The 15224-nt window shown below is 38.4% G+C and carries 12 protein-coding genes and 1 pseudogene; 7 read left to right on the top strand and 6 right to left on the bottom strand.

The genetic code is table 11. From position 1 onward, the window contains the following. Nucleotides 1-18: 18 nt before the first annotated feature. Complete coding sequence (locus tag RMA95_RS16280) at nucleotides 19-1506, bottom strand: NAD(P)/FAD-dependent oxidoreductase (protein ID WP_311071899.1); 1488 nt, start codon at nucleotides 1504-1506, stop codon at nucleotides 19-21. 134 nt (nucleotides 1507-1640) lie between these two features. On the opposite strand from RMA95_RS16280, the gene RMA95_RS16275 reads away from it, so the two are divergent. Beyond that, nucleotides 1641-2654, top strand: a complete 1014-nt coding sequence (locus tag RMA95_RS16275) for an AraC family transcriptional regulator (RefSeq protein WP_311071897.1) — start codon at nucleotides 1641-1643, stop codon at nucleotides 2652-2654. A gap of 7 nt (nucleotides 2655-2661) precedes the next feature. Here the strand turns inward: RMA95_RS16275 and RMA95_RS16270 are convergent, their stop codons facing one another. The 4 genes and pseudogenes from RMA95_RS16270 to RMA95_RS16255 form a co-directional block, all read right to left on the bottom strand. Further along, nucleotides 2662-3537, bottom strand: coding sequence for a class I SAM-dependent methyltransferase (locus RMA95_RS16270; protein WP_311071896.1), 876 nt, complete (start codon nucleotides 3535-3537; stop codon nucleotides 2662-2664). Nucleotides 3538-3648: 111 nt separating this feature from the next. Then, nucleotides 3649-5172: an NAD(P)/FAD-dependent oxidoreductase gene (locus RMA95_RS16265; protein ID WP_311071894.1), complete on the bottom strand. Its 1524-nt coding sequence runs from the start codon at nucleotides 5170-5172 to the stop codon at nucleotides 3649-3651. 22 nt (nucleotides 5173-5194) lie between these two features. Then, the gene (locus RMA95_RS16260; RefSeq protein WP_004702815.1) at nucleotides 5195-6028 is read right to left on the bottom strand and encodes an SDR family NAD(P)-dependent oxidoreductase; all 834 of its coding nucleotides are present in this window, start codon (nucleotides 6026-6028) and stop codon (nucleotides 5195-5197) included. Between the two features lie 62 nt (nucleotides 6029-6090). Then, nucleotides 6091-7051 (bottom strand): annotated as a pseudogene (locus RMA95_RS16255) (metal-dependent hydrolase). A gap of 524 nt (nucleotides 7052-7575) precedes the next feature. Between RMA95_RS16255 and RMA95_RS16250 the strand changes: the two are divergent. After that, nucleotides 7576-8199, top strand: a complete 624-nt coding sequence (locus RMA95_RS16250) for a TetR/AcrR family transcriptional regulator (RefSeq protein WP_110982452.1) — start codon at nucleotides 7576-7578, stop codon at nucleotides 8197-8199. A gap of 64 nt (nucleotides 8200-8263) precedes the next feature. Here the strand turns inward: RMA95_RS16250 and RMA95_RS16245 are convergent, their stop codons facing one another. Then, on the bottom strand, nucleotides 8264-8986 hold the full coding sequence (locus RMA95_RS16245; protein WP_000459995.1) for a pirin family protein: 723 nt from the start codon (nucleotides 8984-8986) through the stop codon (nucleotides 8264-8266). Between the two features lie 510 nt (nucleotides 8987-9496). On the opposite strand from RMA95_RS16245, the gene RMA95_RS16240 reads away from it, so the two are divergent. From RMA95_RS16240 to RMA95_RS16220, 5 genes are all read left to right on the top strand, one after another. Next, complete coding sequence (locus tag RMA95_RS16240) at nucleotides 9497-10459, top strand: metal-dependent hydrolase (RefSeq protein ID WP_311071889.1); 963 nt, start codon at nucleotides 9497-9499, stop codon at nucleotides 10457-10459. Between the two features lie 65 nt (nucleotides 10460-10524). Continuing rightward, nucleotides 10525-11355: an SDR family NAD(P)-dependent oxidoreductase gene (locus tag RMA95_RS16235; protein WP_311071888.1), complete on the top strand. Its 831-nt coding sequence runs from the start codon at nucleotides 10525-10527 to the stop codon at nucleotides 11353-11355. 23 nt (nucleotides 11356-11378) lie between these two features. Beyond that, nucleotides 11379-12929 carry an NAD(P)/FAD-dependent oxidoreductase gene (locus RMA95_RS16230; protein ID WP_311071886.1) on the top strand — a complete coding sequence of 517 codons (1551 nt, stop codon included), beginning with the start codon at nucleotides 11379-11381 and terminating at the stop codon, nucleotides 12927-12929. 368 nt (nucleotides 12930-13297) lie between these two features. Beyond that, nucleotides 13298-13525 (top strand): hypothetical protein, encoded by a 228-nt coding sequence (locus RMA95_RS16225; protein WP_000608974.1) that lies wholly within the window; start codon nucleotides 13298-13300, stop codon nucleotides 13523-13525. A gap of 322 nt (nucleotides 13526-13847) precedes the next feature. Continuing rightward, nucleotides 13848-15167, top strand: coding sequence for an NCS2 family permease (locus RMA95_RS16220; protein WP_263613276.1), 1320 nt, complete (start codon nucleotides 13848-13850; stop codon nucleotides 15165-15167). Nucleotides 15168-15224 lie beyond the last annotated feature (57 nt).

Here is a 15224-nt window from a genome sequence, read left to right as displayed (position 1 = left end):
TCCTATGGTGAAGCTTGTTTAAGAAATAGCCGCAACCTGAGTGTAGTTTTCAACATCGAAGCGACGAGTACGTTGTCGATATTCAAGGGTAAAACCTGGCCAGTTATTGGTATTTTTTCCATCCGCAGTCTGATACCAACTGGTACAGCCTTGAGCCCATACGGTTTTTTTCATTTTTTCTTGAATGCTTTGATTAAACTCATGTTGAACTTCTGCACGAACATTGGTGAACAGAAGTTTGTTTTGTAGGGTTGTTTGAATGGCATCTAAAATATAATTTACTTGGCTTTCAATCATATAGACGATTGAATTGTGCCCAAGATTAGTGTTTGGTCCATACAACATAAAGAAGTTTGGAAAGCCGCTCACAGTTAAGCCGAGATAAGCTTCTGCCCCATCTTTCCATGTGTCTTTTAAGGTGCGACCATCAAGACCTGTAATCTGCATGGGCGCCATAAATTCCGTTGCGGCAAACCCTGTACCATAAATAATGGTATCGACTTCACGCAGATTTCCTTCAGTATCTAAAATACCGTTTTCAGTAATTTCTTGAATGCCCGTATTAATGACATCGACATGAGACTGGGTCAGTGTTTCATACCAATGGTTAGAAATTAAAATACGTTTACAGCCAATTGGGTAATCCGGCATAAGGCGGTGGCGTAACTTCCCATCTTTAACAACTTTACGGATGTGACGTTGGAATAAATATTCCACCAAAGGCATTTCATTGAGTGAAGTAGTAAAGGCCAGCAAACGAATTTCATGGTGCCCATATTGCAAAGCACGATCTAGACTTTGCAAAATCGGAAGTTTGCGGAAAGCTTTTTTCTCTAAAGGTTGGTAAACCCGATCTGGTTTAGGAATAACATACGGTGCCGAGCGTTGATAAACGTCTAGATGTGCTACTTGTTTGGCAATTTCAGGTACGAACTGAATTGCGCTTGCACCTGTACCAATCACAGCAACACGTTTGCCAGTTAAGTCATAATCATGATCCCAACGCGCTGAGTGAAAAGCCTTACCTTTAAAGTTTTCAATGCCTTTAAGTTTTGGATAAGCAGGGCGGTTGAGTTGGCCTACCGCGCCCACTAAGAATTCAGCTTCGAACTGTTCACCAGAAGTACTTTGAATGTGCCATACACCTTGCAGCGCATCAAATTCGGCACTGGCTATTTCAGTATTAAATTGAACATGTGGACGAATGTCATATTTTTCCGCACAGTGGCGTAAATATTGATAAATCTCTTGAGATGTTCCGTAGCGATTTTTCCAGCCTAGCTCTTGCTCAAAAGAAAAAGAATACAGATGAGAAGGCACATCACAAGCAGCGCCCGGATACGTATTGTCACGCCATACGCCACCAACATCGCTAGCTTTTTCAAAGAGCGTAAATTGTTCAAAACCTACTTGTTTGAGACGAATGGCAAGGCCTAGACCACCAAAGCCAGTGCCAATAATGGCGATGCGTACATTTTTATTTGAATTAGTAGACGAATTAAACATGGGCTGCTCTAAATCCTTAAAAACAGTGAGCGAAAAATCGCAATTTCCTGTATGCAGAATAGACGTTTATTTGCTTGATTTAGAGGATGGATGAGGACAAAATATTGTGATTCGAGGACATTCTGAGCAATACAGTGAAGTATGCATGGGCTTTTGAACGTAGTGTACATAGTGTTCGGTTAATGGCTGATTTTGCGGTGGAATCAGGCATTTCTTATCAGACGATTTTAAAAGGGACTGGGCTTAGCCAACAACAATTACTCGACCCAAATATGGTGGTGACAGGCCATCAGGAATTACAGCTCATTCAAAATTTGGTTGAGCAACTAGGAGACAGACCGACACTAGGCTTAGAAGTAGGTACACGCTATCATTTCACCACATTTGGGCCATTAGGTATGGCTCTGATGAGTAGTGCTAGCATTCGTGAAGCACTAGATTTGGCTTTAACCTATTTTACTTTAACTTTTGCTTTTACCCGCTTTGATGTATCCGATACACCACAGGGCGTCCGCATTGAAATTGATGAGCAAGATATTCCCTTATCAGTTCGTCAATTTATTATTGAACGAGATGCCGCTGCGCTCATTACGGTACAACGAGATTTGGTGCAGGATAACTTTTGCCAGTATTTGGCTTTTTCTTTTCAACCCAAAGGTGATGTTCAGCCTTATCAAGACTTATTTGGCGTAATACCAGCATTTGGCTCAGCTAAAAGCTTTGTAATTCTTGATCCACAAAAAGTAGATCAAAAGCTACTTATGGCAAATGATTTGGTGCTATATACAGCCGAAGAACAGTGCCGCCAAATATTAGAAAAACGTCAATTACAAAATAAATTTACAACCTTGGTGCAACAGCAACTTATGAATGTGCGAGGGGAAATGCCTTCTATGGAAATAGTCGCTGACCGATTGCATTTAAATGTCCGTACTTTACGCCGTCACTTGGCATCTGAAGGAATGACCTTTATTCAGATTCGTGAAGAAGTCAGACAAGTTTTAGCTGAGCAATATTTAGCATTACCAAAAGCTTCGGTTGAGCAGATTGCCGAGTGGTTAGGTTATGCCGAGCCTGCCAGTTTTATTCATGCCTATAAAAGATGGCATGGGAAAACACCTCATGCCATGCGGTTAAACAACTCATAAAAATTCTTTATTTCTTCAAACGCAGATGCAGTAAGCGTGTTGCCGATGTATGGCGTATATTGTCTGCGCGATTATAAAAATAACGTTCAGTGATTGCCTCACCAGATAGGTCTTCAATTACTTCAAAACCCATTTTTTCAACGGCCTGATGTAAATCTGAGGGTTTAAATTGGCCTAATAAAGGTTCTTTCAGTAAATGGGTAAACTGTGCAACGCCCATACTTCCAAGTCGCTCAATACCCTTTAATTCCTGAAAATCAGTTGAATAATCGAGTACTAGTTCACTACCGTTTGAAGCAAATTCAGCAATACTTTTTAAAGTTTGCAGGGTCGTTTGCGGGTTTAAATAATGAGTTGTGCCTAACCATGAAAAAAATGCAGGAGCAGATGAATTATAGACACTTCTAGTCAGAGCTTCAGAGATAGATTCTTTTTCAAAGTTAATAGCAACAAATTCAATCGTGGAGGGGAGTTCGCCTAGCTTTTTGAGCTTGGTTTGTTTAGTCGCTTGAGTATCTGGATGATCTACTTCAAAAATTTTTAACGTTGGATAATGCTGTGACTCACGTAGTACAAAAGAGTCTAGACCCGCCCCAACCAAAACATATTGCTCAATATTGTGTTGAACAGCCTGATCCAGTAAGTCTTCGGCATAACGAGAGCGACCGACCACTTGCCCGGTAAGTAAACCTAAAGTACGATTTAAAACCGAAGAATTCATCACTTTAACAATCAGTGGGTGAGAGAGCAGTTTTTTCCAGCCTTTACTCGTTAGTTCAAAAGCATAGGGATCTGAAAATACAGGGTTCGTCGTATTTTTAAAGTGATTTGCGCGTAAGGCAGCAGCAGCTTCGGCAGTACGGCTTGATTGACCTTCTTTCATCTTTAACCTGTTCTTTTATTTCTTGAAGATTCAATGAAGAAAGCAGTGTATTTTATAAAAAACAAAAATACACTGCTCATTCCTAACAACGGATTTGGTCAAAATTACAAGTTAATGTGTTTTTGACGTTTGATATGTGACTTCATAATCTTTTAAATCTAGATTTTTCAAACGTTGTTTTAGCTTTTTCAATGACCACGGCCAAGCTGCAAAGTTGCGACCGTTGGCATCAAGGTAATAACTCTTACATCCACCGCTATTAAATACCGTTGTTTGTAAGTGCTTTTGCACCAAGTCGTTGTGCTTTTTAATTACATCGGACTTAACGTTTAACTTGCTAATTCCTTTATTTTTAATTTTCAATAAGCCATCTACGATATAGTCGAGTTGTGCTTCTGCCAAACCAATAAACGAGTCATAAACCAGTACGTTAGGACCTAAAATTAAAAATGCATTCGGCACATTTTCAATGTTGGTTCCTAAGTAAGCTTCTGGTGAAGTGTTTTTCCATAAATCATTTAAACGTTGTCCTTTTTCATTAAACACACGTTTACCGATTGGTGGGTGAGATACTTCAAAACCTGTACCCCAAATAATCACATCAACTTCGTGGCGTTCACCATTGCCAGCAATAACAGTATTGCCTTCAACTTTTACTAAACCATGAGGAATTAGAGTCGTGTTTGGTGCTTGTAGTGCAGGGTAGTAGTTATTAGCAAACAAAATACGTTTACAGCCAATATCAAAATTAGGCGTTACGTTTTTGCGTAACTCAGGGTCTGCAATTTGCAGTTTAAGTAATTGCTTACCCAAAACATTTACTGGTTTTAGCGCAAGTGGATTACGTAAACCAAAGTTAATTGCATTCAACGTTAGCGCTACACTTTTACGCCAGCTCGCTTGAATAGACGGATATTTAGCAATGACGGATTTACTCAACTCGCCCAAGTCGGTATCTGGTTTTGGCAGTACCCAAGGTGCTGTACGTTGGAACACAAATAGCTCTTTTGCTTTAGGTTGAATCTGTGGCACAAACTGAATAGCAGATGCACCCGTACCAATCACGGCAATGCGTTTACCAGTTAAGTCATAATCATGGTTCCATTTAGCAGAATGGAACATCTCGCCTTTAAATGTTTCTAAGCCCTCAAGACGTGGAATTTGAGCCTCGGTAATTGGACCTGTGGCAAAAATAACGGTTTTAGATAAATATTGACCAGTAGTGGTATCAAGTATCCATACATGACGTGAGTCATCCCACGCTGCGTTAAGCAACTCGTTGTTAAACTCGATTTTAGATGTAACATTAAATTCGTTACTTACGTCTTCCAAGTAACTTAAGATTTCTGGTTGGCGTGCAAATAAATGGCTCCATTTTGCACTTGGGGCAAATGAGTACGAGTAAAGAGCAGAAGGTACATCACAGCCACAACCTGGGTAGGTATTTTCACGCCAAGTACCACCTACACGTCCTGCTTTTTCAATAATTTTGTAGTTGGTATAGCCAACTTGGTCGAGACGAATCGCTGTTGCAATACCTGAAATGCCAGCGCCCACAATAAAAGTATCGAAAATATGCTGAGGTGAATTGACAGCTTTTTTTGCTGATGCATTTGTTTTCATTTGAGCAGTCATATGTGTACTACCTATAAATTTCTTATTTAAATAATTTGTAAGACGTACCAAGGAACTTGGTATACAAGCTTGGAGATGCACGTTTCATGAGCCAGAATAACTTCGCATCGATTTGAGGAATGGTATAAAGTTCATCCTGATCAAGACGGTTAAGAGTGAGTTTGGCGACGTCATCACTTGTGGTGAGTGCATAGTTCATAAGTGCATGGTCTGCAAGCTTTGAATAGCGTCCGGGAATTCGACCATTTTTAATGATATTGGTCGGAACCAAAGTCGGGCACAGCACATTCACTTTAATATTGAATTTGCGAAGCTCAGCCGAAAGTGTTTCAGATAGCGCACGTACCCCCGCTTTAGTTACGTTATACGCAGTCATTTCTGGAGCAGCAGTATAAGAAGCCGCCGAAGCCACATTAATAATCGCGCCGTAACCTAACTTTTTGAACTTTGGCACAAAAGCATGACAACCATGAATAACACCCCAAAGGTTAATATTCATGACCCAGTTCCAGTCTTCTAGACTGAGTTCGTCAAACTTGCCACCCAAACCCACTCCTGCATTATTAATGACAAGAGTTACAGGGTGCCCAAGTAAAATTTCAGCAGTTTCTGCTAAATGATTTACTTGTTCTGCATTACCCACATCACAACGCATAGCAAAAGCTTTTGCGCCTTCTTGTTCAAGAAGCTTTACGGTTTCTTCTGCGGCTTCTAAATTAATATCTGCACACACTACGCTGCCACCACGTTTTGCCAGTTCAATTGCAAAACTCCGACCAATTCCGCTACCTGCACCCGTCACGACGGCATAAGCTTTTTGGCTTGGTTTAACTCTCTTTTTGCCAAATAAAATCATGATTCATCCCGAAATAGATTTAAGGAAAACCAGCCATTGAGTAGTGACTGGTTACAAGCCAATTAAGACATGCGTACAGGAGGGGTAAATTCCTTCACAAAGTAAGGAGCAATTGCGCCGCCTTCGCTTAGTAATTTGTTTTTGTAATATTCTAGATATTCAGTCGTATCATGATCATTTGGGTGGAAATCAGGGCGTAAGTAGTCAAGAATTTGACCAATAGTGCTACCAAATACGCCATCTTTTGGGCCAAAAATAAGTCCTACACCTCGGCGAGCGTCTTTCCAGAATTTTCTAGTTAACATTTCCTGTGGCTTTCTTAAAACAGGAATAAACAAGGTAGTCGCAGGGATTAGACCTAAAATAGTGAACAAAGCTAAGAAGAAACCAGAAGCTCGTAGTGGGTAGCTACCATTAAGTAATTGATAAACATCGTAGGCAATATCTTTATGCTCGGATTCTTCAAGCATATGCCACATCCATAACGCACGACTTTTCGCATCGTCCGAATAGTAAAAATTCTTTTCGTGCTTCATCATGTATTCAGCAAGTACAGCCGTAAAATGCTCAATACCAGCCATCATCGATAATTTCAGTGGTTGCGGGAATTTTAAAAACACATATTTGAAGAAGTTCTCGCCCAAGAAACGATATAAATCGACAGGGTATTCAACATCTTTAAGCGCATCGTTATATTCATTGTGCAATTTTGAATGGATGGCTTCTTGACCAATGAGGGAGGTAATGCGTTGCTTTAACACGGGGTCTTGAATAAATTCGCGGTGGTGACGAGCAGTTTCAATCACTAAATCTTCACCATAGGTTAGAAATACTGAAAGCGTAGCAAAAAAAAATCGTCGCAAATTGGTTGTCCATATAGAATCTGACATCAATTTCCTTTCCATCAAAACCAATATTTAAATGGCGGATTGGAATAGACTTTTTGCTGGCAAAATCTGGTAACTCGATTTCACGGTAAAATTTAATTTTGTTTAGTGATTTTTTAACTGTGGTCGAGATCATGGCGACACCTTCAGATCAATCAGTGATAGTGCGAGGTTGTCGAAAACCAAAAAGCTTTGACTTTCAACAGGGCACTGTAAATTCCATTTTCAAAAAGCAGTTTTCTCTGCTTACTGAGTACGGTGATGTTGCTCCGTTATTTGTTTGATTATTTGACTGAATAACGGAAAAAGAGGCGAACTTGGTAAAACGAATCAACCTCTTTTTAGATTTTTTCATATTAATCTGACTTTATGTTCGGATTCAATTCGGGTAACTTTTCAAGTTATTTAAGCTCAACGCCAATGTACGAATAAAATAAAAAACTAGTTTTATAATTTATTAATATATTGATTTTTATTTATATATTTTATTTTTTTTTTAATAAGTGCCTACTAATAAAAGAACTCACAACTATGTTTAGCCATACCTCTAAAGAAATTACTTCATGAAATTTGACAAGTATTCGGATTTTGTTTTTTTATTAGAGTAGGGCTAAATTACATGCTAATCTGAGCTTATGTTCGGATTATTTATAAGAAAATATGTCTACTCGAAAACCCCGTCAGGCACGAGCCAAAGTTACTGTCGATACTATTATTGAAGCAGGTTTTATTGCCGTAGCATTGCATGGACCAAGTGGTACCACTACACGTCATATTGCAGAAATTGCAGGGGTGAGTGTTGGGTCACTTTATGAGTATTTTAAAAACAAAGAAGAAATTTATGATGCGATGAATCACTACTTTGTGAGTGAAATTCTCGACATGATTAAAGAGCTAACTCCCACAATTTTAGAGTTGGAGTTAGAGCCTGTTATCGAAATGATCTTTTATACTTTTAGTGATTTATTAAAGAAAAATAATGACCGTTACTTAACCGTTTTACGTTATGCAGGTGAGTTGCAATACGACAAATATATTCCAAAAATTGAACAGGCTTTAATGGAAGTCATCATGAAATATATGATGCATAATCCTAAATACCTAAAAATTAATAATTTACCTGTCATTACTTATATTTGTATTAATAGCGGTATTTTTAACGTAGCAAGGCATCTGATTTTACCCAACCCATTTATTAGTTTTGATGAAATGGTGCAAGGGCTAACTACTATGATCATGAGCTATATCAATACTGAAATGGCAAAATCCGAAGACCAGTCGTAAGTTTTTGATGATTAATGTACATAAAAAAACACCTGCGTATATCTCTACGCAGGTGTTTTGTTGATTATGGCATGGTTGGAACTTCTTCCGGACGCATATCAAAAATCAGAATCTCAGCGTTGTCACCATTCGTAAATGATAACTTGCCTCCATCACGAATACGCGCAGCATCACCTGTGTTAAAGGTTTTACCGTTTACATCAATACGGCCTTTTGCCACATGAAGGTAAACATAGCGTCCTTCTGGAATTGCAAACTCTGCTGTTTCTTCGCCGTCAAATAGACCTGAATAAATATTAATGTCTTGTTTGATCGATAAAGTTTTTTCGCCACCTTTTGGTGAAATCATCAAGTGCAATTTACCGCGTTTATCTTCCTCGGAAATATGCAATTGTTGATAACCTGGTGTGGTGTTCACTTCATTTGGAACTACCCAAATTTGCAAGAAGTGCACGTTTTCTTGTGCAGAGTGGTTAAATTCACTATGAGCAACACCACGACCTGCGCTCATTAATTGAATATCACCAGGCACAATCACCGAACCAGTACCCATTGAATCTTTATGTTCTAATGCACCTTCAAGCACATAAGAAATGATTTCCATGTTGCGGTGAGGGTGAGTACCAAAGCCTTTCGATGGTGCAACGGTATCGTCATTAATCACAAGCAAATCTGAAAAGCCTACTTGTTTCGGGTCCCAATAATTTGCAAATGAAAACGTGTGTTTTGACTGTAACCAGCCATGATGTGCTGCACCACGCTCATGAGATAAACGCATATCAAACATGATTTATTATCCTCATTCAATTTTTTTCTCTGAATGCAGTTTATCGTTTTCATTTGTGCAATAAAGCTCTGAAAATAGAAAGCTTGGTGTGATTTTTGGAACGCTGAAATATTGAAATAAGATTTCTATCGAAGTAGGCATAATGTTTCATTTGTTATCTTTTAAAGCCATATTTTTATCCTTTTAGGACAAATGTCTTTTATTTGAATAATTATGAATAATAGTGGGTTATATAAGTTATTTGAAATTATCAAAAATATTTAAGTTGGCAAAAAGTTTCAATGTGGGTTGGCTTTTTTTGTCCTTGTTCGAGAGTTATATCAAGCGCACTATTTAATCTGATTTGGTGAACTTAACAATGCTTAAGTTCATAAAACATGGCAAGGCAGATGTATTCGAGCAAATTCTTGTTCTAGAGCAGTTAAAGATTGCAAGAAATAATCTAAAGACAACTTTATCTGCTTGATTCGACGCTGCCTTGTATTTAACAAATTTTATAGGGTGTCGAAAATGGTCGCTCAAGCTATCCGAAATGTTATTTCTCCTAAATCAGTTATAGCGCAGTATCAAAAGATAGACTTTTCAAATAAAGGATCTATCCCAATACGTCATCTAAATATCGGGTTTGATGGCAAAGAAATTGATATCGAGTTTTACGTCAATAACCAGTTTGCAACTTTGTTCTTTGCCACGCTTTCGGTTTTCTTGACCTATGGTGAAGATCTGGTGATTGAAACAGCTCGTCACCACCGTGAATTTATTCAAGATCCGATTTTAAAACAGCGTGTTACTTCCCTCATCGGTCAAGAAGCCATTCATTCAAAATTGCATAATGAGTTCAATGATGCAATTAAAGAGCTGGAATATCCGGTCGATTTGTATCGTTTCTTGGGCGAAAACTTCTTTAAATATGTGTTTTTAAAATTCCCGCAGCCATTAAAGCTTTCACTCATGGCGGGTATTGAGCACTTTACGGCAGTACTTGCCGAATACATGATGAAGCATGAAAAGAATTTTTATTATACCGATGATGCGAAAAGCCGTGCGTTATGGATGTGGCATATGCTTGAAGAGTCTGAGCATAAAGACATTGCCTATGATGTCTATCAGATTTTGAACGGTAACTATCCATTGCGTGCAACCGGCTTTTTAATGGCTTTCATCACCATTTTAGGGCTTATTCCAACCGCAACTTTATTGGTACCCGTACTGCGTAAGCCAAAAGAACTGTTAACCAGAAAATTCTGGAAAGACGCACGTCGTGGCGTCAACTTAATTTTTAGTCCAAAAGATGGCGTATTTGGCAGCACCATTGGCCAGATTTTTGATTACTTACGTCCTGACTTCCATCCAAATGACCATGATACGACTGAATATCTAGAATATTACAAAAACAAATTACTAAGCGAAGGCGGTGCGATTGCGCCTTACTTTGTGAAGGAATTTACTCCACCAGTTCGTGCAGTTTCATAAAGCTATTGGTCACGGCAGTAATACCCAAATTACTGCCGTCTCCCTAAAATTTTTTAGGATTTACTATGATTCTATTTGGTAAGAAAGGCCAGCCGAGTCGAAATGCATATGCGGTGGTGACTGGAGCAGGCAGTGGAATTGGTCGTAGCTTTGCACTTGAACTGGCAAAACGCGGTGGCAACGTGGTATGTGCGGATATTAATTTAGAAGCTGCTGAAGAAACCGTAAAGTTAATTGAACAGCTTGGACAAAAAGCATTTGCTGTCCAGTGCGATGTTGGACAAGCAGAACAAGTACAGGCTTTGGCTGATCAAGCAGAACAGTTATTAGAGCATCCGGTAACACTCATCATTAATAATGCGGGCGTAGGTTTAGGCGGTAAATTTGATGAAATGAGTTTGGAGGACTGGAAGTGGTGTATGCATGTAAACCTATGGGGTGTTATTCATGGTTGTCATGCATTTGTGCCAAAATTTAAAAAACTAGGTTACGGCGCAATTATTAATGTGGCTTCTGCCGCGTCTTATACTGCAGCACCAGAAATGAGTGTCTATAACGTAACGAAAGCGGGTGTATTGGCATTATCAGAAACCCTTTCAGCTGAGCTTCGCAAATTCAATATTAAAGTGAATGTACTTTGCCCGACTTTGGTGCCTACCAATATCATTAAAAATGGACGTATTCCAGGGCGCTATTCAAAACTTGCAGACCATGCACTCATGAACTATGCCATGACCACCAGTGATGCAGTTGCGACTTTAACATTGAACCGATTAGATCGAGGGCAGCTCTATACCACACCACAGATCGACGCCAAATTATTCTGGCTTATGAAAAGAACGTCTCCAACGCTATATGCAAAGTTCCTTGGGCTTTCGTATCAGTTATTTAAATAAAATTTTGTATAGGCAGAAAAATTATGGTCACTAAACCTAGAACAAATACACGTACACGTAAAGCCCAAGAAGTTGCACATATTTATGACACTTTTATTGTTGGTGCAGGTATTTCTGGCTTAGCTGCTGCAATTAAGCTAAATGAAGCAGGTTTAACTAATTTTAAAATTATTGAAAAAGCGAGCCGCGTCGGAGGTACTTGGCGTGAAAATACCTATCCGGGTTGTGGTTGTGATGTTCCATCATCACTTTATTCTTACTCCTTTGCGCCGAGCGCAAAATGGAGTCACTTATTTGCACGCCAACCGGAAATTTTAAGTTATTTAGAAGATGTAAGCCGTGAGTTTGATATTGAGTCTTTAATTAAGTTCAATACCGAACTATTAAAAGCAGAGTGGGATAACCAAAAAAATATCTGGAAGCTAGAGACGAGCTCTGGTTTGTATATTGCTAAAACAGTTCTATTTGCTACTGGTCCAATTACTGAAGCACAGATACCACGTCTTGAGGGTTTGGATACTTTTACTGGTGAAATGTTCCATTCAGTGAAGTGGAACCATGACTACGACCTTACTGGAAAACGTATTGCCGTAATTGGTACGGGGGCATCTGCCATCCAATTTGTGCCACAAATTCAACCTAAAGCCAAAGAATTGTTTGTATTCCAGCGTACAGCACCTTGGGTACTGCCAAAACCAGATACCGACTTAGGTGAGTTGAGTAAATCAATCATTGCGAAATACCCAAAAATTCAAGCCACTTGGCGCCAGACTGTAGCAGGCACCTTAAATGTCATCAATTTTGGTTTACGCAACCCAAAAGCTTTAAAGCCTGTCAATTTTGCTGCGAAACAATTGTTAAAATTACAAATTAAAGATCCAGTTTTACGTCAAAACGTAACGCCTAATTTTGATATTGGCTGTAAACGTATTTTGTTTGCTAACAATTACTACCCTGCACTACAAGCACCGAACACGACTCTGATTCCTCATGGTTTAGTAAAAGTTGAAGGCAATACGGTGGTTGCTGCCAATGGTGAACGCCACGAAGTTGATGTCATTATTTGGGGCACTGGATTTGAAGTATCTCACCCACCAATCGGTAAACGGGTACATAACGAAAAAGGGGAATGCCTAGCTGAGCTTTGGAAAGACTCATCACCAGAAGCCTACTTAGGAACCAACATTGAAAATGTACCGAATGCATTTCTTATGCTAGGGCCAAATGTTTTGGTTTATGACTCATTTATTGGTCTTGCTGAAGCACAACTGCAATATATTGTTGATGGTTTGCTACAAATGAAGGCAAAAGGTATTGCTAAGCTTTCAGTGAAATCAGAAGTAATTAAAAAGCATAATGAGCTTGTACAAAAACATCTGCAAACCACTGTCTTCAATAGTGGGGGATGTAAAAGTTACTACCTTGATGCCAATGGGCGTAACTTTGCTGCATGGCCGTGGTCTTTGAAAAAACTTAGAGAGCGGTTACATCATTTAAAGTTAGAAGAATATGATGTGATCTATGAAGCTGATTTGGTAAAAGCAAAACCAAAAGTGGAAGAAGTTGCAGGTTAATGACTTCGTAAAAGCCCATTTTGATTTATTGAAATGGGCTTTTTATTATCTAACGATTTAACAAATAAATTAATATTCAATAAATAATATAATGAAGTTAAAGTGAAAAATATATTTAAATATACTTCAAAATAAAAGTGGGGAAATAGCCTATATAACTTTCTGTTAAAAAAATATAGTTATTTTTAAAAATGAATTTTTAAGTGAAAAGTATTATTTTTAATCTTTTTTTAAATTGCAAATTGGAAAACATTTTTTATATCAATAGTTTGAGTAATTAATAATTATTGTAAATAAATGTGAAAATATTCACAAACTGGTTGTTTTTTGTTAAGATCATTAACATTAAAAACATAGAGATAATAATAATGATCAATAAAGTATTAATAGTGTTGTGTGTGAGTATCGTGTTTGTATTAGGGTATTGGGCATATTTAGATACCCAAAATAAAAGACATCAGGAACTCATGAGGATTATTCAGGAAGCTGAAAAAAATTTGCAGACGATTGAGCGAAATCCAAATCGTGTGAGTCATAGCAATTTAGCTTCATACAATTTGCAAAAATATATTAGTGATAAAAAAGTTTTTTTCTAAGCAGAATGGTTATTGTAATTTGCTTTAAAAAGTGTGCCATTGGTCATATCTTTTCATAAATTTTGATCATGTTGCTGTTGAATCTGTTAAACTTATTGAACGTATAGTAAAAAAGCTGCATAGGGGTTATGCAGCTTTTTTGTGTTTCAAGAGGGGCTGTGGCTATTTTCTGTGTATGAAAACAGACATCAAATGAGTGGCATATTTGTTGCTTCGTCTATTTAAGATTTTTGTCTAGAGATCTGAACAGAAAAACAAGATTGCTCAGATACCTACATAGAAGTACATATTCCACAGCTCAGATTTTGCATAGAGGCTACTTATGGCGGCGCCCAATTCTTCGGCAGGCTGGTTAGAGCGTTTATTTAAGTTAAGCGACAATAAAACCACGTTTCGAACAGAAGTTCTTGCTGGTGTAACTACATTTTTAACGATGTGTTACATCATCATTGTCAATCCACTCATTTTATCTGAAACCGGCATGGATCATGGCGCCGTATTCGTTGCGACCTGTTTGGCAGCAGCAATCGGTTGTTTAGTGATGGGTATTATTGCCAATTACCCAATCGCCTTGGCACCGGGTATGGGACTTAATGCTTATTTTACCTATTCGGTATGTATGGGTATGGGAGTGCCATGGCAGACAGCTTTAGCAGCTGTTTTTGTTTCAGGTGTTGTATTTCTTGCTATTAGCTTCTTTAAAGTTCGTGAAGCGATTGTCAATGCCATTCCAATGTCGCTTAAATTTGCGATAGGTGGTGGTATTGGTTTATTCCTCGCACTTATTGCGCTAAAAAATGCTGGAATCATTGTTGCAAACAAAGCGACATTAGTGGGGTTGGGCGATATTAAACAACCTACAGTGCTACTGGCTTTATTTGGCTTTTTACTCATTGTAGTTTTACATCAGCTCAAAGTCCGTGGTGCCATCATTATTAGTATTTTAGTGGTGACAGCAATTGCGACTGCTTTAGGCTTAAATGAATTTAAAGGCGTAGTGGGCCAGATTCCTTCTATTGCACCGACATTCATGCAAATGGACTTTAAAGGCCTATTTACTGCAAGTATGGTGGGTGTCATCTTTGTATTCTTCATTGTTGACTTGTTTGACAGTACGGGTACTTTAGTTGGCGTTTCACACCGTGCAGGACTTTTACAAGATGGTAAATTGCCACGTTTGAAAAAAGCACTATTTGCTGACTCTACTGCGATTGTTGCTGGTGCAGCATTAGGTACTTCATCAACTACACCATATATTGAATCAGCTTCAGGTGTAGCAGCAGGTGGACGTACAGGTTTAACCGCTGTCGTTGTCGCTGTCTTATTTATTTGCTGTTTATTTTTGGCACCTCTTGCTCAATCTGTACCAGGTTTTGCAACAGCACCAGCTTTATTGTTTATTGGTGTGTTAATGATCCAAGGGATCACACACATTGATTGGGATGATATTACAGAAGCTGTTCCAGCCTTTTTAACGATTGTATTTATGCCATTTGCCTACTCAATTGCAGATGGTATTGCAATGGGCTTTATCAGCTATGCATTAGTTAAATTATTCACAGGTAAGGCAAAAACTGTTCCATACATGGTATGGATTATTGCTGCTCTTTGGGTATTTAAATTTATCGCTTTTGGCGGTTAATACGATTTTTTATAATTTCCTTCTAGAACTATTTTAGTGATAGAGATATAAGAAGGA

Source organism: Acinetobacter sp. V110_1 (assembly GCF_031798975.1).
Classification (GTDB): domain Bacteria; phylum Pseudomonadota; class Gammaproteobacteria; order Pseudomonadales; family Moraxellaceae; genus Acinetobacter; species Acinetobacter nosocomialis_A.
This window is presented reverse-complemented; position numbering and strand designations above follow the sequence as displayed.

Excerpts from the sequence above, each read along its gene's own strand:
- RMA95_RS16280 (WP_311071899.1), bottom strand. The coding sequence starts at position 1,506 with ATGTTTAATTCGTCTACTAATTCAAATAAAAATGTACGCATCGCCATT.
- RMA95_RS16270 (WP_311071896.1), bottom strand. The coding sequence starts at position 3,537 with ATGAAAGAAGGTCAATCAAGCCGTACTGCCGAAGCTGCTGCTGCCTTA.
- RMA95_RS16265 (WP_311071894.1), bottom strand. The coding sequence starts at position 5,172 with ATGACTGCTCAAATGAAAACAAATGCATCAGCAAAAAAAGCTGTCAAT.
- RMA95_RS16260 (WP_004702815.1), bottom strand. The coding sequence starts at position 6,028 with ATGATTTTATTTGGCAAAAAGAGAGTTAAACCAAGCCAAAAAGCTTAT.
- RMA95_RS16250 (WP_110982452.1), top strand. The coding sequence starts at position 7,576 with ATGTCTACTCGAAAACCCCGTCAGGCACGAGCCAAAGTTACTGTCGAT.
- RMA95_RS16245 (WP_000459995.1), bottom strand. The coding sequence starts at position 8,986 with ATGTTTGATATGCGTTTATCTCATGAGCGTGGTGCAGCACATCATGGC.
- RMA95_RS16240 (WP_311071889.1), top strand. The coding sequence starts at position 9,497 with ATGGTCGCTCAAGCTATCCGAAATGTTATTTCTCCTAAATCAGTTATA.
- RMA95_RS16235 (WP_311071888.1), top strand. The coding sequence starts at position 10,525 with ATGATTCTATTTGGTAAGAAAGGCCAGCCGAGTCGAAATGCATATGCG.
- RMA95_RS16230 (WP_311071886.1), top strand. The coding sequence starts at position 11,379 with ATGGTCACTAAACCTAGAACAAATACACGTACACGTAAAGCCCAAGAA.
- RMA95_RS16225 (WP_000608974.1), top strand. The coding sequence starts at position 13,298 with ATGATCAATAAAGTATTAATAGTGTTGTGTGTGAGTATCGTGTTTGTA.
- RMA95_RS16220 (WP_263613276.1), top strand. The coding sequence starts at position 13,848 with ATGGCGGCGCCCAATTCTTCGGCAGGCTGGTTAGAGCGTTTATTTAAG.